This is a genomic window from Pseudomonas sp. WS 5059, from assembly GCF_012985525.1.
Lineage (GTDB): Bacteria > Pseudomonadota > Gammaproteobacteria > Pseudomonadales > Pseudomonadaceae > Aquipseudomonas.
Genome location: NZ_JAAQWO010000005.1, coordinates 418,009 through 436,680 on the forward strand (window position 1 = coordinate 418,009; position 18,672 = coordinate 436,680).

General features: G+C 53.0%; 17 protein-coding genes. All 17 read left to right on the plus strand.

Translation table 11 applies throughout. The annotated features are described in order from the left end of the window. Positions 1–25: 25 nt before the first annotated feature. The 17 genes from HBO12_RS17245 (at position 26) to HBO12_RS17325 (ending at position 18,658) form a co-directional block, all read left to right on the plus strand. The gene (locus HBO12_RS17245; protein ID WP_170042865.1) at positions 26–2,236 is read left to right on the plus strand and encodes a bifunctional prephenate dehydrogenase/3-phosphoshikimate 1-carboxyvinyltransferase; all 2,211 of its coding nucleotides are present in this window, start codon (positions 26–28) and stop codon (positions 2,234–2,236) included. After that, complete coding sequence (gene cmk, locus HBO12_RS17250) at positions 2,233–2,922, plus strand: (d)CMP kinase (protein ID WP_170042779.1); 690 nt, start codon at positions 2,233–2,235, stop codon at positions 2,920–2,922. The genes HBO12_RS17245 and cmk overlap by 4 nt, the downstream gene beginning before the upstream one ends. A gap of 121 nt (positions 2,923–3,043) precedes the next feature. Continuing rightward, positions 3,044–4,738 carry a 30S ribosomal protein S1 gene (rpsA, locus tag HBO12_RS17255; protein WP_029298694.1) on the plus strand — a complete coding sequence of 565 codons (1,695 nt, stop codon included), beginning with the start codon at positions 3,044–3,046 and terminating at the stop codon, positions 4,736–4,738. 329 nt (positions 4,739–5,067) lie between these two features. Then, positions 5,068–5,364 carry an integration host factor subunit beta gene (gene ihfB / locus HBO12_RS17260; RefSeq protein ID WP_169952746.1) on the plus strand — a complete coding sequence of 99 codons (297 nt, stop codon included), beginning with the start codon at positions 5,068–5,070 and terminating at the stop codon, positions 5,362–5,364. Positions 5,365–5,389: 25 nt separating this feature from the next. Then, positions 5,390–5,623 (plus strand): lipopolysaccharide assembly protein LapA domain-containing protein, encoded by a 234-nt coding sequence (locus tag HBO12_RS17265; RefSeq protein WP_170042780.1) that lies wholly within the window; start codon positions 5,390–5,392, stop codon positions 5,621–5,623. 368 nt (positions 5,624–5,991) lie between these two features. Further along, positions 5,992–7,344 carry a Wzz/FepE/Etk N-terminal domain-containing protein gene (locus tag HBO12_RS17270; RefSeq protein ID WP_170042781.1) on the plus strand — a complete coding sequence of 451 codons (1,353 nt, stop codon included), beginning with the start codon at positions 5,992–5,994 and terminating at the stop codon, positions 7,342–7,344. A 479-nt stretch (positions 7,345–7,823) separates the two neighbouring features. Then, on the plus strand, positions 7,824–8,717 hold the full coding sequence (gene rfbA, locus HBO12_RS17275; protein ID WP_170042782.1) for a glucose-1-phosphate thymidylyltransferase RfbA: 894 nt from the start codon (positions 7,824–7,826) through the stop codon (positions 8,715–8,717). Continuing rightward, positions 8,714–9,280, plus strand: coding sequence for a dTDP-4-dehydrorhamnose 3,5-epimerase (gene rfbC / locus HBO12_RS17280; protein ID WP_170042783.1), 567 nt, complete (start codon positions 8,714–8,716; stop codon positions 9,278–9,280). Before rfbA ends, rfbC begins: the two co-directional genes overlap by 4 nt. After that, positions 9,277–9,681 (plus strand): sugar 3,4-ketoisomerase, encoded by a 405-nt coding sequence (locus tag HBO12_RS17285; RefSeq protein WP_170042784.1) that lies wholly within the window; start codon positions 9,277–9,279, stop codon positions 9,679–9,681. Before rfbC ends, HBO12_RS17285 begins: the two co-directional genes overlap by 4 nt. A gap of 107 nt (positions 9,682–9,788) precedes the next feature. Next, positions 9,789–10,916: a DegT/DnrJ/EryC1/StrS family aminotransferase gene (locus HBO12_RS17290; protein WP_170042785.1), complete on the plus strand. Its 1,128-nt coding sequence runs from the start codon at positions 9,789–9,791 to the stop codon at positions 10,914–10,916. Next, complete coding sequence (locus tag HBO12_RS17295; protein WP_170042786.1) at positions 10,913–12,190, plus strand: O-antigen translocase; 1,278 nt, start codon at positions 10,913–10,915, stop codon at positions 12,188–12,190. Before HBO12_RS17290 ends, HBO12_RS17295 begins: the two co-directional genes overlap by 4 nt. Then, positions 12,187–13,614: a group 1 glycosyl transferase gene (locus tag HBO12_RS17300; RefSeq protein WP_170042787.1), complete on the plus strand. Its 1,428-nt coding sequence runs from the start codon at positions 12,187–12,189 to the stop codon at positions 13,612–13,614. Before HBO12_RS17295 ends, HBO12_RS17300 begins: the two co-directional genes overlap by 4 nt. An 84-nt stretch (positions 13,615–13,698) precedes the next feature. Further along, complete coding sequence (locus HBO12_RS17305; protein WP_170042788.1) at positions 13,699–14,802, plus strand: hypothetical protein; 1,104 nt, start codon at positions 13,699–13,701, stop codon at positions 14,800–14,802. A gap of 1 nt (position 14,803) precedes the next feature. Beyond that, positions 14,804–15,709 (plus strand): glycosyltransferase family 2 protein, encoded by a 906-nt coding sequence (locus HBO12_RS17310; RefSeq protein WP_170042789.1) that lies wholly within the window; start codon positions 14,804–14,806, stop codon positions 15,707–15,709. A 65-nt stretch (positions 15,710–15,774) separates the two neighbouring features. Continuing rightward, positions 15,775–16,686 carry a glycosyltransferase gene (locus HBO12_RS17315; protein ID WP_170042790.1) on the plus strand — a complete coding sequence of 304 codons (912 nt, stop codon included), beginning with the start codon at positions 15,775–15,777 and terminating at the stop codon, positions 16,684–16,686. Beyond that, positions 16,683–17,651 (plus strand): UDP-glucose 4-epimerase family protein, encoded by a 969-nt coding sequence (locus HBO12_RS17320; RefSeq protein ID WP_170042791.1) that lies wholly within the window; start codon positions 16,683–16,685, stop codon positions 17,649–17,651. The genes HBO12_RS17315 and HBO12_RS17320 overlap by 4 nt, the downstream gene beginning before the upstream one ends. Next, entirely contained in the window at positions 17,648–18,658 is a 1,011-nt protein-coding gene (locus tag HBO12_RS17325; RefSeq protein ID WP_170042792.1) for an MraY family glycosyltransferase, read from the plus strand. The genes HBO12_RS17320 and HBO12_RS17325 overlap by 4 nt, the downstream gene beginning before the upstream one ends. Positions 18,659–18,672: the final 14 nt, after the last annotated feature.

Consider the following 18,672-nt stretch of genomic DNA (forward strand, 5'->3'; position numbering starts at 1 on the left):
GATTGCAATGCAACCTGTTGTGCCTGTGATCGGCCGTCTGGTGGTGGTCGGTCTTGGATTGATTGGCGGCTCCTTTGCCAAGGGCCTGCGGGAAAGCGGCCTGTGTGGCGAAGTGGTCGGTGTGGATCTGGACCCGCAATCGCGCCAACTGGCGGTTGAGCTGGGCGTGGTGGACCGCTGTGAGGCGGACTTGGCTGTTGCCTGCGAGGGCGCCGATGTCATCCAGTTGGCGGTGCCGATCCTGGCCATGGAAAAACTGCTGGCGCTGTTGGCCGGCATGGACCTGGGCCAGGCGATTCTCACGGATGTCGGCAGCGCCAAGGGCAATGTGGTGCGTGCGGCGCGCCAGGCGTTTGGCGGCATGCCGCCGCGCTTCGTGCCAGGGCACCCGATTGCCGGCTCCGAGCAGAGTGGGGTGGAGGCGTCCAATTCCCAGCTGTTCCGTCGACACAAGGTGATCCTCACGCCGCTGGCAGAAACCGACCCGGCAGCCTTGGCCGTGGTGGACCGGTTGTGGTGCGAGCTGGGGGCGGATGTCGAGCATATGCAGGTCGAGCGCCATGACGAAGTGCTGGCGGCGACCAGCCATTTGCCGCATCTGCTGGCCTTTGGCCTGGTCGACTCCCTGGCCAAGCGCAACGAAAACCTGGAGATTTTCCGTTACGCCGCCGGTGGCTTTCGCGATTTCACGCGGATTGCCGGTAGCGATCCGGTGATGTGGCACGACATTTTTCTCGCCAATCGCGAGGCTGTGCTGCGGACCCTGGACACCTTTCGCAGTGACTTGGATGCCTTGCGCGACGCGGTTGATGCGGGGGATGGCCATCAGTTGCTGGGCGTCTTCACCCGTGCGCGGGTAGCGCGCGAGCATTTCAGTAAGATCCTGGCGCGCCGGGCCTATATGGATGCGGCCGCCACCGCTGACGATGTAGTGTTTGTCGCCAGCCCGGGTGGGCAACTGAAGGGCAAGCTCCGGGTGCCGGGGGATAAGTCGATTTCCCATCGCTCGATCATGCTCGGGTCGCTGGCGGACGGGGTTACCGAAGTCGAAGGGTTTCTCGAGGGTGAAGATGCCCTGGCGACCCTGCAGGCATTCCGCGACATGGGCGTGGTGATCGAAGGTCCGCACCATGGTCGGGTGACTATCCATGGCGTTGGCCTGCACGGCTTGAAACCAGCGCCAGGGCCGATTTATCTCGGTAACTCGGGTACTTCCATGCGTCTGTTGTCCGGTTTATTGGCGGCGCAGGGTTTTGACAGTGTCCTGACCGGTGATGCTTCGCTGTCCAAGCGGCCGATGAATCGCGTGGCCAAACCGTTGCGAGAAATGGGTGCAGTGATAGAGACCGGGCCGGAGGGGCGGCCGCCCCTGACCATTCGTGGCGGGCAAGTGCTAAAGGGTATGAATTACACGCTGCCGATGGCCAGTGCCCAGGTCAAGTCCAGCCTGTTGCTGGCCGGGCTGTATGCCGAGGGCCGGACAGCAGTGACCGAGCCTGCGCCTACCCGTGACCATACCGAGCGAATGCTGCGCGGTTTTGGCTGTCCGGTGCAGGTCAATGGTGCGACGGCGGCGGTAGAGTCGGGTCATGCGTTGGTCGCCACGCGTATCGAGGTGCCGGGCGATATCTCTTCCTCGGCATTCTTCCTGGTGGCCGCCACGATCGCCGAGGGTTCCGAATTGTTGCTGGAGCATGTGGGCATCAATCCGACCCGCACCGGGGTGATCGATATCCTGCGCCTGATGGGTGCTGATATCGCCCTGGAAAACCCGCGTGAAGTGGGTGGCGAGCCGGTTGCAGACCTGCGTGTGCGCGCGGCACCGCTCAAGGGGATCGAGATTCCCGAGGCGCTGGTGCCCCTGGCTATCGACGAGTTCCCGGTGCTGTTTGTCGCCGCCGCCTGTGCCGAAGGGCGCACGGTATTGCGGGGTGCCGAGGAGTTGCGGGTCAAGGAGTCCGACCGTATCCAGGTGATGGCCGACGGTCTGCTGGCGCTGGGTGTGAAGTGTGTGCCGACCCCTGATGGGATTATCATTGATGGTGGCGGCTTGGCTGGTGGCGAGGTGCATGCCCACGGTGATCATCGGATCGCCATGGCGTTCAGCGTCGCGGCCCTGCGTGCCACTGCGCCGATTCGTATCCATGACTGTGCCAATGTAGCTACATCTTTTCCGAATTTTCTTACACTGTCTGCCCAAGTAGGCATGCGTGTAGCCCAAGAGGCTCAATTGTGAATATCAAAGCACCGGTGATTACCATCGACGGCCCAAGCGGCTCTGGCAAGGGCACTGTCGCGGGCCTGCTGGCCAGGCGCCTGGGTTGGTGCCTGCTGGATTCCGGGGCGTTGTATCGCCTGCTGGCTTTCGCTGCGCGTAACCATGGTGTCGACTTGACCAATGAAGAGTCGTTGGTGCTGTTGGCGGCGCACCTTGACGTGCAGTTCGTCGGCGCGACCGAAGGCCACTCGCTGCGCATTATCCTGGAAGGGGATGATGTAACGGATGACCTGCGCAACGAGCAGGTCGGCTCCTGGGCCTCGCAGGTCGCCGCGTTGCCGGCGGTGCGCGATGCCTTGCTCCAGCGCCAGCGGGCGTTTCAAGAGCCGCCGGGCCTGGTAGCCGATGGTCGCGACATGGGCACCGTGGTGTTCCCCGAGGCGCCGCTGAAGATTTTCCTGACGGCCAGTGCCGAGGAGCGGGCGCGCCGCCGTTACTTGCAGTTGAAGGGCAAGGTGGATGGTGTTAGTCTGTCGAGTCTGCTAGATGAGATTCGTGCGCGCGATGAGCGCGACACCCAGCGTGCGGTAGCCCCGCTTAAACCGGCGGCTGACGCCATACAGCTGGATTCCACGGAATTGTCCATCGAGCAGGTGTTGGAACGCATCTTGAGTGAAATCGCCCTGCGCGATATCGCCGGATGACTCAGAGGAAGTGCAGGGGACCAGTCCTAGACCTGCGCTTCTTCTCTTATATGAACGTAACCCACACCGTCTGGGGTGTGGCAGATGGGCGTATTCTTCGCCCTTATCAACAGGAATTAAAATGAGCGAAAGCTTTGCGGAACTCTTTGAAGAAAGCCTAAAAACCCTGAACCTTCAGGCTGGCTCCATCATCACCGGTGTTATCGTTGATATCGATTACCAAGCTCGCTGGGTAACCGTTCACGCTGGTCTGAAGTCTGAAGCACTCATCCCGCTTGAGCAGTTCTACAACGACGCTGGCGACCTGACTATCAATGTCGGTGACGAAGTTCACGTTGCTCTGGACTCGGTTGAAGACGGCTTCGGTGAAACCAAGCTCTCCCGTGAAAAAGCCAAGCGCGCTGAATGCTGGATTGTTCTGGAAGCAGCCTTCGCAGCTGAAGAAGTGGTCAAGGGCGTTATCAACGGTAAGGTTAAAGGCGGCTTCACTGTCGACGTTAACGGCATCCGTGCGTTCCTGCCAGGTTCTTTGGTCGACGTTCGTCCAGTGCGCGACACCACGCACCTGGAAGGCAAAGAGCTCGAATTCAAGGTCATCAAGCTCGACCAGAAGCGCAACAACGTTGTCGTTTCCCGTCGCAGCGTCCTGGAAGCAGAGAACTCCGCCGAGCGTGAAGCTCTGCTGGAATCCCTGCAGGAAGGCCAACAAGTCAAAGGTATCGTCAAGAACCTCACCGATTACGGCGCATTCGTCGATCTGGGTGGCGTCGATGGCCTGCTGCACATTACCGACATGGCTTGGAAGCGTATCAAGCATCCTTCCGAAATTGTCAACGTTGGCGACGAGATCGATGTCAAGGTTCTGAAATACGATCGCGAGCGCAACCGTGTTTCCCTGGGCCTGAAGCAACTGGGTGAAGATCCATGGGTTGCTATCAAAGCCCGTTACCCAGAAAGCACTCGCGTTACCGCGCGTGTTACCAACCTGACCGACTACGGCTGCTTCGCAGAGCTGGAAGAAGGCGTGGAAGGCCTGGTACACGTTTCCGAAATGGACTGGACCAACAAGAACATCCACCCTTCGAAAGTCGTACAAGTCGGCGACGAAGTGGAAGTTATGGTTCTGGACATCGACGAAGAGCGTCGTCGTATCTCCCTGGGCATCAAGCAGTGCAAATCTAACCCATGGGAAGATTTCTCTGGCCAGTTCAACAAGGGCGATAAAATCTCCGGCACCATCAAGTCGATCACCGATTTCGGTATCTTCATTGGTCTGGACGGCGGCATCGACGGCCTGGTTCACCTGTCCGACATCTCCTGGAACGAAGTTGGCGAAGAAGCTGTTCGTCGTTTCAAGAAGGGCGACGAGCTGGACACCGTTATCCTGTCGGTTGACCCAGAGCGCGAGCGCATCTCCCTGGGTATCAAGCAACTGGAAAGCGATCCGTTCTCCGAGTACGTTCAAGAGAACGACAAGGGTGCAATCGTTAAAGGCATCGTGAAGGAAGTTGACGCTAAAGGCGCCATCATCACTTTGGGTGACGATATCGAAGCGACTCTGAAAGCCTCCGAAATCAGCCGTGATCGCGTTGAAGACGCGCGTAACGTTCTGAAAGAAGGCCAGGAAGTAGAAGCCAAGATCATCAGCGTTGACCGCAAGAGCCGCGTGATCCAACTCTCCATCAAGTCCAAGGACGAGATCGAAGAGAAAGAAGCAATCCAGAGCCTGCGCGACAAGCCAGCGACCTCTGACATTGCTTCGGGTCCGACCACTCTGGGCGACCTGTTGCGTGCACAAATGGAAAAACAGAACTAAGTTCTGTTAGACCATAGAAAAAGGGCGACCTCGGTCGCCCTTTTTTGTGCCTGGGATTTGGTTTTTGCAGTAGGACAGAGCGGCTGATGTAGTGTGATCGCCCCTGGGGCTGTCTGCGGGAGGTGATCTTGTTATCCAGTCACTTCCAGCGCTTTTTCCGGGAAGCGTCTCCTGCGCTTTCCTGGGCTCGTCCCGCTCTTATCCTTGGTCTGGTGAGTGTCGCCAGAATTTGCGCAAGATAAGTCAAGCCACAGGCTGTTCAAATTCATCTGGTCATGCTAAAACCTTCGGAGCGCTTTTCCTAGCTGCTTGAAAAAGAAGGGAAAAATATGACGAAGTCGGAGTTGATCGAACGAATTGTCACCCATCAAGGGCTGCTCTCATCCAAGGATGTGGAGTTGGCCATCAAGACCATGCTTGAGCAAATGTCCCAGTGCCTGGCCACTGGTGATCGAATCGAGATCCGCGGCTTTGGTAGCTTCTCGCTGCACTACCGCGCCCCGCGCGTGGGTCGCAACCCGAAAACCGGCCAATCCGTCAGCCTCGACGGCAAATTCGTGCCCCATTTCAAGCCGGGCAAGGAATTACGGGATCGAGTGAACGAAGACGAAGACGAAAGCGTCTGAGTTTTTTTGGGGATAGGAGAAGTTTATGCGCGGTGTAAAGCGCGTCGCCCTGGTACTGATTGTGCTGATCGCTGCCTTGGCGATCCTGGCTTTCGTACTGGAAAACCAGCAAGACGTCACCCTGGCGTTTTTGGGGTGGTCTACACCACAACTGCCGGTCTCGGTGTTTGTGACGTTGGCGTTGATTGTCGGGATGTTGGTGGGGCCGTTCTTGAGTCTGCTGATGCGGCGCAAGAGGCACCCTAAACCCGTGTTGTAGGGTCAGTCTGACAGCGGAGACCGTTTGTCGCCTGTATTGCGGGTTCAAGCTATGCAGTGGGGCTTGGCTACTACGACTAGAGTGCGTTAAACGCTTCTCTGTCCTCAGGAAATAGTGGCTTTAGGGCTCCTCTGACGTGTTTTCCCTGAAAACTCTGCAATAAATAGGAATTGCCTTACAGTCATGTCAAGTCTTGCAATGTTATCGCGAGATGGCAAAATGCAACCTGTTCTCGATTCCAGTCATTTTGTGTGTCCAGGGCCTGGCAGCGACGCTGGGCTTTTTGGCCGACCCTTATAAATACAAAAAAACCACAAGATCGTCTGCATAACGAGCCCGCAGTTTCTCTTTGAAGGCAGGTTTTTGTTGTGAGTAGTAGCTTCCGCGCGCCCCCGATTCCTTCGTCCGGCGAGATTGATCTCGTTGTGCTTTTTCAGGCTATCTGGAAGCAGAAAAAGTTAGTTATGGCCGCTACCGTAGGTGCCGGGCTGATTGCTGCTATCTATGCGTTCCTCACGCCTCCTCAGTACGAAGTCAGCAGTGTGCTGCGCCCGGCCGCAATCAATGAGCTGGATGCTTTGAATCGCTCAGAGATTTATACACTTCCTCCTGGTGATGCCCTGGTCAGAGTGGGCGCATCTCTGGAGTCCTACGATACCCGCTTGGGTTTTTTCCGTTCAAACCAGAAGCTGTTCAAGGCCTTTGAGCAGCCTGGCAGGACCTTGGAGCAAAGTTTCGAAGAGTTCAACCGCAACTCTATCGAACTCAGTCTGCCCGACCCCAAAAAAGCCAACTCCCTCAGTGCCTATATCAAGCTTGAGATGAGTTATCCGAAAGGCGTGGATGGCGTCGCCATACTCAATGGCTTCATCGATTACGCGATTGCAACGGAGCGTGAGCAGATTGCGGCGGATCTGGACGTCATCGTAAAAAACCGGTTGAACGAGCTCAAGGGCAAGATTGATGCCGCCCGTTCCAGCTACGAGGTTGATAAAGAGGCGCGGATAGCATCGCTGCGAGAAACGGACAGCCTGCGGCGTGCGCAGTTGCAGGATGAACTCAAGGCGTTGCGAGCGCAGCTGAAGACTGGGCGCACTGACCGAGTGGCGCAGTTGAACGAGGCCATCGGAATCGCCAAGTCCCTGGGAATCAGAAAACCCAGCACGCCTTCCGCTCTGGGTGAGTCAGACCGTAATGGCTCATCAAGTGTGATGCGTACCGAAATAAACAATCAGCAAATTCCTCTGTACTTCATGGGCGTCGAGGCGCTCGAGGCTGAACGCACTGCGTTGATGCAGCGTAAGTCCGATGATTTTACTGAGGGTCGTATCGCGCAGATTGCCAGGGAGCTTCAATTGCTCCAGTCAAACCGCGAGATTGAAGTGCTGAATCGTCGTGAAAACGAGGATCTATTCCTGGCCGGTGTTCAGCCGGTGCGCGCCGAAGTGGCTCGATTGCGTAACTTAAGCATTGATATGAGCCGGCTGAAGCTGGTCACTATCGATAAGCAGGCGCTGGAACCTTTGCGCCCGGTCAAGCCTCAGAAGGCCTTGATTATCCTGCTTGGCCTGGTCTTGGGTGGCTTTGTCGGGGCCTTCATTGCGGTAGTTCGTCATCTCGTCAAAACCCGCCAGCCTCAGCCCCAGTCGGTAATGTTGTCCGTGCAACCGGGCTCACCGACCATGGTGGGTAGCGATACAGGTTTGAACAGGCCGCAATAGGTATCAGCGCAATCTGCACTGTGCTCCCCGGCCAGTGCGAGATTTGATTTCATTTGGAAACTAGCTCGCAACTTGTTGTCTATAGCGCACCGGTTAAGGGTTTCTCGGCTTCAGGTCTTGTGTGAGGCCTGGAGCCGGCCGGTGTGACTGGCGTTTGTGGCTCGGTCTTCCTGCTTGTCGGGTTATTTCATGTAAAAAAACGGCGGCGACCTGCGGCGGATGGCTCATAATCACGCAAGTCGATCTACCTGGCCTGGGCGGTTATTTACCGGCGTAGACAGTTGTCTGCGTTGCGCAGGAGGCTGGAGCAGGTGAGGGCTCTGCGCAGAAAAGAATAAATTTTCATATTGGCGATTTTGGATTGCCGGCCGCAGGCATTGAAATTGTGGCTCAATACCGAGAAGCTACGCGCTATTTTTCACCCGTCAACCTGCGTGTTGGCCTGGTGTAATGCAGATATTTAAGGAAGTTCTAAAGATATGACGGACATCAAACGCAAAGGCATCATCCTCGCTGGCGGCTCCGGGACGCGCTTGCACCCGCTGACCCTGGGTGTATCCAAGCAAATGTTGCCTATTTTCGACAAGCCGATGATTTTTTATCCGTTGTCGGTGTTGATGCTGGCTGGCATGCGCGAAATCTTGATCATCTCTACCCCTGAAGATCTGCCTTGCTTTAAAAAGCTCCTGGGAGACGGCAGCCAGTACGGCATCCAGCTCAGCTATGCAGAGCAACCCAGTCCGGACGGTTTGGCCCAGGCCTTCCTGATTGGCGAGGAGTTTATTGGTGACGATCCTTGCTGCCTGATCCTTGGCGACAATATTTTCTACGGTCAGCACTTTTCCGATAACTTGCGCTCCGCCATGTCCCAGGCATCAGGTGCGACAGTCTTTGGTTATCACGTATCAGATCCTGAGCGTTTTGGTGTTGTTGAGTTCGATGCCACTGGTCGAGCATTGAGCATCGAAGAAAAACCGGCGAAACCGAAGTCCAACTACGCAGTTACAGGCTTGTACTTCTACGACAATCGAGTGGTGGACATTGCCAAGAGCATCAAGCCGTCGCCGCGTGGTGAGCTTGAAATCACTGACGTCAACCGCGCCTATCTGGATGACAAGTCATTAACCGTCGAGATGCTGGGCCGTGGTTTTGCCTGGTTGGACACAGGTACTCATGAGTCGCTCCTGGAAGCGAGTCATTTCGTCCATACCATTGAGCACCGCCAGGGGTTGAAAGTCGCCTGCCTTGAAGAAATTGCATTCCATAAAGGTTGGATCACCCCAGAGCAACTGGGTGCTCAGGCGGAAAAACTGAAAAAGACAGGCTATGGCCAGTACTTGCAGAAACTTCTGGAAGAGGCCTCAAAGGCATGAAACTGATTCAGACTGCTATTCCTGACGTTGTAATCATTGAGCCAAAAATTTTTGGCGATGATCGCGGCTGGTTTATGGAAAGCTTTAACGAAGAGCGGTTTCATACAGCACTTAAAGAGCTTGAGTTGCCTATTCCGCGAGCATTTGTCCAGGACAATCATTCCTGCTCGGCAAAGGGCGTTCTAAGGGGGCTGCACTTCCAGCGCGCACCGCATGCCCAAGGCAAGCTGGTGCGTGTGGTACGCGGTGCCGCTTTTGATGTGGCAGTGGATATTCGGCCTGAGTCCAGCACTTACCTGCAATGGGTCGGCGTGGAGCTAAACACCCAAAACAACTTGATGCTATGGATTCCTGAGGGTTTTGCCCACGGTTTTGTTGCTTTGGAAGATGACACGCACTTTTTGTATAAAACGACAGATTATTACGATAAAGACTCTGAAGGGGCGCTGCACTGGAGTGACGCAAGGCTTGGGATAAATTGGCCTGCTACCGGCGGCTTTAACGTTAGTGATAAAGATGACAAGGCTCCGACATCCGATAGCCTCTCGGAGAAGCAAGCATGAGTTTGATCAAATTTCTGGACATCACCTCCAAAGGTGATGAGCGGGGCCAACTGGTTGCGCTGGAGTATGAAAATGATATTCCGTTTGAAATTAAACGTGTTTATTACCTCACTGAAACAAAAGAGGGTGTTCCAAGAGGGTTTCACGCGCACAAGGAACTGATGCAGGTAGCGGTGTGCGTGTCTGGGCGCTGCCTGATGAAACTTGATGACGGCGTGAACAAAGAGGAGGTTTGGCTGGATGCTCCTGACAAGGCTATTGTGATCGACCGTATGATCTGGCGAGAAATGCATCACTTCAGTCCAGACTGCGTACTGCTGGTGTTGGCAAGTGCCGTTTATGACGAGCGTGACTATATAAGGGATTATTCGGTGTTCAAGGGCTTGGCTCATCAATCCTGAAATATAGAGAAAACGCCGATTTTCTGTTGAGAACGACCGGCTAATTAATAAGATAGTTGAAGCGGACCCTGTCTCTGGCTCTGTCAAAGTAAACGAGTGCTTGGTAAATGATAAAGTTTCTTGATTTGAAGGCTGTAAATGACCTTTGTCGCGATGAGTTGGTAGCCGCCTGCACGCGTGTGGTTGATTCCGGTTGGTACATCGGTGGGAAAGAGCTCCAAACATTCGAGCATGAGTTTGCCCAATATTGCGGTGCTCAGCACTGTATTGGCGTTGCCAACGGACTGGACGCTCTGGTATTGGTCATTCGTGCTTGGAAAGAGCTGGGCCGCCTCAATGACGGAGATGAGGTTCTCGTTCCCTCCAATACCTACATCGCCAGTATCCTGGCCATTTCCGAAAACGGATTGGTTCCTGTATTGGTTGAGCCTGATCCGAAGACTTTTAATATTTGCCCGGAGAATGCAAAAGCTGCGATCACACCAAAAACCAGGATGATTCTACCGGTTCACCTTTATGGCAGATTGGCTGATATGCCAAAAATCATGGACCTAGCTCGTGCCCATGACTTACTGGTTCTGGAAGACTCGGCGCAAGCGCATGGCGCGATGATCGATGGGAAGAAGGCCGGTAGCTGGGGGCACGCTTCCGGATTCAGCTTCTATCCTGGAAAAAATCTCGGTGCATTGGGGGATGCCGGAGCTGTTACGACCAACGATGAAGTCTTAGCCAAGACTGTTCGTGCGCTGGGGAACTATGGTTCCCATGAAAAATATAAAAACGTCTATCGCGGCGTGAATAGCCGGCTTGATGAAATGCAGGCCGCATGTTTGTCAGTGAAGTTAAAGCACCTGGACAAGCAAACCGCTTATCGTCGCGAGATCGCTGAACTATATAGCACGTCGATCACCAACCCTGCGATCACGTTACCCGTAGATGCCGTATTCAAAGCATCAACTAACGAATGCCATGTATGGCATGTCTACACCGTACTCTGTGCTCAGCGGGATAGTCTTCAAGCCCACCTTTTGGCCAAAGGCATCCAGACGCTTATCCATTATCCGATCCCGCCTCATCTCCAGCAGGCGTATGCTGAACTGAAGGGTCAAGAGCTCCCGGTGTCGACACAGATACATGAGCAGATTCTGAGCTTGCCATTAGGGCCTACGCTGTCTGTAGAGGAGGCCCGCGTTGTAATAGAAGCCTGCAATAGCTTTACACCGGATGCTGTATGAATCTTGTTCGGACCAGCCTGTTAAATGGCATTGCAGTTGCCATTAAAATGCTTACCTTGCTGGGTCTTAATAAAGTGCTGGCGATCTATGTCGGGCCTGCAGGATATGCCGCGATAGGGCAGTTTCAGAATGCGTTGCAGGTAATCACGATATTTACGGGTGGCGCGATTACCAATGGCGTAGTCAAATACACCGCGGAATATCATGAGCAGCCTGAGCAGCAGATAAAGTTATGGCGAACGGCAGGGTTTGTAGCGATTTTGGGAAGTCTGGTCGTTGCATTACTTGTCGCTTTATTTAATAAAGAGCTTGCCTCGCTATTTCTGAAGGATACCGCCCTGGGCGGTGTTTTTCTTTGGTTTTCCGCGGTCGTTGTATTTTTCTCGTTGAACATATTGTTGTTAGCGATATTGAACGGTCGAAAGGAAATCGTACTATATATCGTGGCTAACATCGCTGGTAGTTTCTTGTCATTTGGTGTGACGTTTTACTTGGCAACCAGTTTTGGTCTGTATGGAGCGCTGGTAGCGCTGGTAGTTTATCAATCTATCAGTTTTGTCGTAACATTATTGTTATGCCTGCGAACGCATTGGTTTAAGCTTTCCTTTCTGTTCGGGCGCCCGGATAAGCAGATTGCGAAAAAGTTATTCGCTTTTTTCTTGATGGCAGTTGTTTCTGCTGCATGTGCGCCGTTGGCCCAGATGCTGGTCAGGAATCATATAGGAACAGTTTACGGGTGGGAGATGGCTGGCTATTGGGAGGCTATGTGGCGTTTGAGCGCGGCGTATCTTCTATTGGTTACGACAACATTGAGCGTCTATTACCTACCCAAGCTTTCTGAGTTAAAAACGGCAACTGAAGTAAAAACAGAAATTCTACAGGGTTATAAACTGATTTTCCCTGTTGCCCTGTTAGCAGCCGCTGCAATGTACGTGCTTCGGGACTTTGTCGTAGCTTTGCTCTTTACCGCCGATTTCTACCCGGTCAGGATGTTTTTTGCCGGGCAAGTAGTGGGCGACTGCCTCAAAATATTTAGCTGGATAATGGCGTATGTCATGCTCAGTCGGGCTATGGTCAAGATCTTTATCACTACTGAAATTATATTTTGTGTTTCTTTGTATTTACTGACCATGGCGTTCACGCAATGGTGGGGGGTCGAAGCTGCTACTTGGGCTTATGCGGTAAATTATGCGGTTTACAGTCTGGTTATGTATGTTTTTGTGTATCTAAGGCTTGATGATTATTTTCATAAGAAGCTGGAACATCACGCTTGAAAAAACTACTTAAGGATTTTGAAATTGCCATTTGCGAGACGGCTGACCTGAATCAGGCGCTCGCACTGGCGTGTGCCTACGGCAACCTTCTCTGGTTTGCGGATGTAGGGATTCACGATGCGCCGCTTATCGAAGCGGACCTCATTGAGCGCTGTCTTTCGATGGCGGATACAGGTTCTGTGGCGGCGCTAAATGAGTGTGGGGAGGTTTTGCATGTTGTGAGCGAGCCCTTCATGACCGGTGGGCATACGAGGTTGATGGAAAAGCTTGCCTCCATGCATGCCGAACCTGCCGATCTGTTGATCTCACGCCAGGCTGCACCAGATGCCAAGGCCCACGTTTGTAGATTTTTTGATAAAACCAGAGTCGTTAGTGCTTCGTGTCCTGTCGATGCGCTGGCGGAGATGGTTGGTCTATTGTCGGGCTATAAAAAGGCCGTCCTGCATATCCATCCTGACGATATCCTGGTAGTCATCGCGTGTGGAGTAGCAAAACGCCTTTCCGGGCTTGAAGTGTTTTTTGTCAATCATGCGGACCACGTTTTCTCCTATGGGAGTTCGGTCGCGGACTATTACTTTGAGCTCAGCGGCCACGGCCGCCGTTTTGATTTAACGAAGTGTATTCAGGGGCGTAAGAGCTTCCTGGGTATCCCGCTGAACATGCCACGTGCGCAGATGGCTGGTGATTTCAAACCAACCACGCAGGCTGCGTTGCTTTTCATTTCTGCAGGCTCAGATATCAAGTACAAGCCCCGCAAAGGCTTTAGTATTTTCAAGTTAGTAGCACGTATTCTTGATGATTACCCCGCTTCCACATTCATGGTTATTGGTAGTGACGTTAAAAAAGCGTTCTGGTGGTGGCCATTAAAACTTCGATATGGCTCCAGGCTGAGTATCAGGGCACACCTTGATTTTCAGGAGTACAGTAAGTTGGTCGCTAAGGCGGACTTTTACGTTGATAGCCACCCTCTGCCAGGCGGGACTGCTTTCGCAGAGCAATTCGTCAAAGGGCAGCGGTGTGTCGGGCTGATCTCCCCGGTCCAGGGCTACTCCCCGGCGGACAGGCTCAAGCGAGCCGATATCAACGCTGTTATGGAATCTATAGCAGACTACAGATTCGACAAGGAAACTTTTTTTGCTATTGAGAAAGTTAATGCGTACGACTCGGTAAAGGAGCGCTATCTGAAGTGCCTGTACGATGGGCAGCTTTGCGCGAACCCACTGGATTCAGACGGTAATTGGGCAGGAGATACTGCTTTTTTTGAGGAGCAAAAAGGCTCTTTAAACGTGGATATCGCCTTGGATACTTTTTTATTGCTGTCCAGACTTGAGCGGAAACTGGCATGCCGCTTGTTCGCCGCGCTATCTATGGGGAAAAAATTAAAGCTGTTGGCGAAGATGATCTTGGCGAGGAAGTTTCGATGAATATTGTTTTCGTTGATCGAGCGTGGGTTTTCAATGACTAGTCGGATTGTAAGTTGGCTTTTGTTCTTTTATTGTCTGTCAACCGTGCTGGTGCCGATCTTTGTATTGAATAAATTGTTTTTCATACCGCTTTTTTTGATGGCGGTTTATGTTTTGTTGACTCGGCCACTGAGAACAATTGCGCCGATTATTGTGGTTTCGATTTTTTTATATGGTTTTCTTCTCGGGTTGGTAGGTGACACAGACACCGATTTTTCCCGGCAAATGCTATTGGGCGCGGTGTCGCTTTTTCTGATCTATTCCATCGCTGAATTCAGGGTGGATATGGGGTCAATTGTCAAATCTGTAGGTGCTATCTTCGCGCTTATTATGTGTATGTTTTCTTTTATATTGATGGTCGAGCCAGGGTCATTTCTGGCGGTGACACTGCTCGATTTTTATAATGCTAACGAGCTTGGATATTACGGTCTACGTAATTTTGGCGGGTTGGATATGTTTATGCTACATCATCGTTCTTCGCCGTTTCTATTACTACCGCTGTCGCTATTTTTTCTTGACTTTCTGCAAGTTAAACGTTTTTGGTCATTGTTTTTCGTGGCTGTTATTTTAACGGCTATTATCTGGTCCGCCTCTAGGGGGTTGATCGTAATGGCCGCGGTTTCCATGTTGGTGCTGTATTTCTACAACAAGAATTGGTCTGCACGACTGTTGATGCTGTGTGTCCTGGTGCCGGTAATTATACTGGGCGTGGGCTACTTGTTGACAGAAACCAGTATGTTTAGCTCGGATGAGCAGTCAAATAACATAAAAATTGGTCATATTATATCATTTTTGAATTTGGCGGATTGGAAGATGCTGATGTTCGGTAATGGTTTGGGGTCATACTATTATACCGAAGGATATGGTGAACTGGCTGCTCAAACTGAAATTACCTGGATGGACTCTGTTAGATATGTCGGGCTTCCGTTGTCGCTATTGTTGTTTAGTATATTGCTTTTTCCTAATCGAAAGTACGTCGCGAGTGTGCAAGTTTCTTCCAGTCGCTTAATAATATTCATGTACCTGTTGATGTCATTAAGCAATCCCGTTCTTTTCAATTCCTTCGGGTTCTTAGTGATATTGTGGTACTGGTCTGTCGTGATAAAAAATCAAGAACCTTCGGCGTTGCATGCCGAGGTCAGGAGGTAAGTTGAATACTGTTGCAGCAATAGTCGTCGGTTATAATCCCGATATTAAGATACTTGATGAGCTGCTGACTTCCCTGGCAGCTCAGGTTGAGTTTCTGGTGTTGGTCGATAACGGCGGGAGCGAATCGTTTCTGGCGCAGGAGCCTGAAGTGCGTGCGCGGGTCAGCTATGTCTCGCTCAATGGCAACCAGGGGTTGGGCACCGCGCTCAATACTGGCTTTGCCATGGCGATTGAAGCGGGTATGCAATACGTCGTGACGTTCGACCAGGACAGTCATGCTGAACCCGATCTGATTGCGCGGTTGTATCAGGCGATGATGAGCGCCAAGGCAAAGGATGCCAGTTGTATTGCTGTTAGCCCGGCGTTTTTTGACCGTCGTGATGGAAAGAAAATCAATTTCCCTTTTTACAGTTCAATCGACGGCGCAATCAAGCCGGTTTTCAGCTCTGATGATGAGCACGGCTTGGTAAAAGCGGATGCGCTCATTACCTCAGGGATGTTCATCAGCACTCGGGCGTGGATCGAAGGTATTCGCTATGACGAAGGTATGTTCGTCGACTTTACGGATACGGAGTGGTGCTTTCGGGTCCGTGACCAGGGCTATACGTTGTATGGTTGCCTGAATGTGGAAATGGGCCATGCATTGTCTGATGCTCCTCCCGTCAAGATTTTTGGCTTGAGTTTTTTTAGATACTCCCCCGTGCGCCGTTATTTTTTCTTTCGTAATACCGTCGCTGTTTGCCGTATGCGCCATACGCCGACCTGTTGGAAAAAACGTCTGCTGTCTGCATTGGTACTGCGTTTTTTCGTTAATCTGCTGATTGACGACAATAAGCTCAAATCGCTGAGAATGATGATTCGCGGCGTAAGCCATGGCTGGCAGAAAAAGTTGGGCGGGGTGCGTTGAATGCTATTTTCAGGACGTAATTTTTCAAGGATTGTTTTTGGATCAAGTACTAAGGGTGGATTCTGATGCAGCCACGTATTCTGGTTCTGCTCGCTGCCTACAACGGTATGCGTTGGATGGCCGAACAAGTTGACTCGATCTTGGGGCAAGTGGGCGTATCCGTCTCGATTCTGATCAGTGTGGACAGCTCCAACGACGGTACCGAAGAATGGGTCGATCAACTGTGCCAGAGAGACTCAAGGGTCAAATCCCTGGCCCACGGTGAAAAATTTGGTGGTGCGGCACGAAACTTTTTCCGCCTGGTCAATGAAGCACCCACTGAAGACTTTGATTATTTTTCATTCGCCGACCAGGACGATATCTGGCTGCCAGACAAACTTGTCAGCGCCACGCAGCACATGAACGATACAGGGGCTGACGGCTACTCCGGCAATGTAACGGCATTCTGGCCTGATGGTCGCGAGTCGACCATTGTCAAATCGCAGCCTCAGGTTGCGTACGATCATTTGTTCGAGGCAGCCGGCCCTGGGTGCACTTACGTCTTTTCCCAGCGTCTGTTTGTTGAGCTTCAACAGCATATCAACAGTCGTTTTGTACAAGTGCAGGGTGTGACGCTGCATGATTGGTATTGTTATGCCTATAGCCGTTCACACGGATTCAAGTGGGTGATCGATAGCCGGCCTTATATGCGCTATCGCCAGCATGGTGGTAACCAGGTCGGGGTGAATAGCGGCTCAAAGGCGTTCAAGAAACGCCTTTCCCAAGTGCTAGATGGTTGGTGGCTGAATCAGGCTGCACTGATCGCCGGCATGGTCGGTATGGCTGACGAACCTTTTGTCCGGCGCTGGATCGGGCTGGGGCGCCTGGACCTGCTGCGCTTGGCGACCAGTGCCGCGAAGTGCCGCAGACGCCCACGGGATAAGTTGGTATTCGCTGGTTTGTGTCTGGTGTTGGCGGTTTTGAGGCAAAAGAAATGAAAACCCAGTTATTGGTCACCGGCAGCAGCGGTTTTGTCGGCCGTCATCTGATTCAACAATTGCAGGGGAGCACTGATTATCAGGTGCGTGCCCTTGTCCGTCGTTTGCCGGATGCTTCTGCTTCTGATGTCGAGTACGTCGTGCTTGCCGATTTCTCGGCTGTGTCACCAGAGCACCCAGCTTTGCAGGGCGTAGATGTTGTTGTTCATCTCGCTTCACGCGTTCACGTCATGAACGACACCGAAACGGATCCTCTTGCGGCGTTTCGGCGGGTCAATGTCGGGCATACCCTTGCGTTGGCCCGTAGCGCAGCGTCCGCAGGAGCCAGGCGCTTTGTGTTCGTCAGTTCGGTGAAAGTCAACGGCGAGCAAACCGCCCCGGGCCGACCTTTTCGCGAAACAGACCCGTCGGCGCCCGTTGATCCTTATGGTGTTTCCAAGATGGAGGCGGAGGAGGCGTTGAAAGCTCTTGCGCTTGAGACCGGGCTTGAAGTGGTGATAATCCGACCGGTACTTGTGTATGGACCGGGAGTCAAAGCCAACTTTGAAAGCATGATGAAATGGCTCGTGAAGCGCGTTCCTCTGCCATTTGGTGCCATACGCAACCAAAGAAGCCTCGTTGCGCTGGACAATCTCGTGAGCCTGATCTTGACCTGTACGACTCACCCGGCTGCGTCCAATGAGACCTTCTTGGCGAGCGACGGGGATGACGTGTCGACTAGTGCGCTGCTACGTAAACTTGCAAAAGCCCTGGGCGCCCCAGCCAGGTTGATACCGGTTCCACAGTGGGTACTGGTCTGGGGGGCGACTTTGTTAGGCAAAAAAGCGCTGTCCCAACGTCTTTGCGGCTCGCTGCAAGTCGATGTCACCAAGGCGCGCCAGGTGTTGGGTTGGCAGCCGCCACTTACACTCGAGCAAGGTCTTGCTGTTACTGCGCAACACTATGTCAGCGAGCGAACTGAATGAAGTACTGGTACATCTTTCCCATTGTCGCCTTGGTTTCCCTGGCGCTAACGGCGCTCTTGCGTCAATACGCGTTGCGCCGCAGCATCATTGATATTCCCAATGCCCGCAGTTCGCACACGGTCCCCACCCCTCGCGGTGGGGGAGTGGCGATTGTACTGACGTTTGCCTTTGCACTCGTGTGGCTGGCGGGTGCCCAGTTGATAACGGTTGCTGAGAGTGCTGCTCTGCTAGGTGCAGGGTTGTTGATCGCAATCATCGGCTTTATGGACGATCATGGTCATATCGCCGCTCGTTGGCGCTTGTTGGGGCATTTTGCCGCCGCGATCTGGATGTTGTCCTGGATGCAGGGACTACCGGCAATTTCAGCTTTTGGCGTTACGTTCGATCTTGGTTGGGTAGGCCATGTCCTGGCCGTGTTTTACCTGGTCTGGATGCTGAATCTCTACAACTTCATGGACGGTATTGACGGTCTTGCCAGTCTGCAGGCTATCTGTGCCTGTCTTGCGCTGACGCTGATTTACTTTTTGAGCGGGCAGCCGTCGATGATGTGGGCACCCTTGTTGTTGAGTGTGTCTGTGGCTGGCTTCCTGTATTGGAATTTCCCGCCGGCCCGTATTTTCATGGGCGACGCAGGTAGTGGGTTTCTGGGGATCATTCTGGGAGGTCTTTCTGTTCAGGCTGCCTGGGCCGGCAGTGAGTTTTTCTTCGCTTGGCTGATCATGCTGGGTGTCTTTATCGTGGATGCGACCTTTACTCTCATCCGACGGCTTGCCCGGGGCGATAAAGTCTATGAGGCCCATCGCAGCCATGCCTACCAATTTGCCAGCCGCCAATATGGCCGCCATCTGCCCGTCACACTTGCGGTTGCCTTTATCAATGTAGTTTGGCTGTTGCCGTTGGCATTGGCGGTGGCGCTTTTTGGGCTGGATGCAGGGGTGGGGACAGTTATTGCGTATCTTCCCCTAGTATTCCTGGCTGTCAAATATAGTGCAGGGCAGAGAGAGTAGCGCCGCTGGCGTGA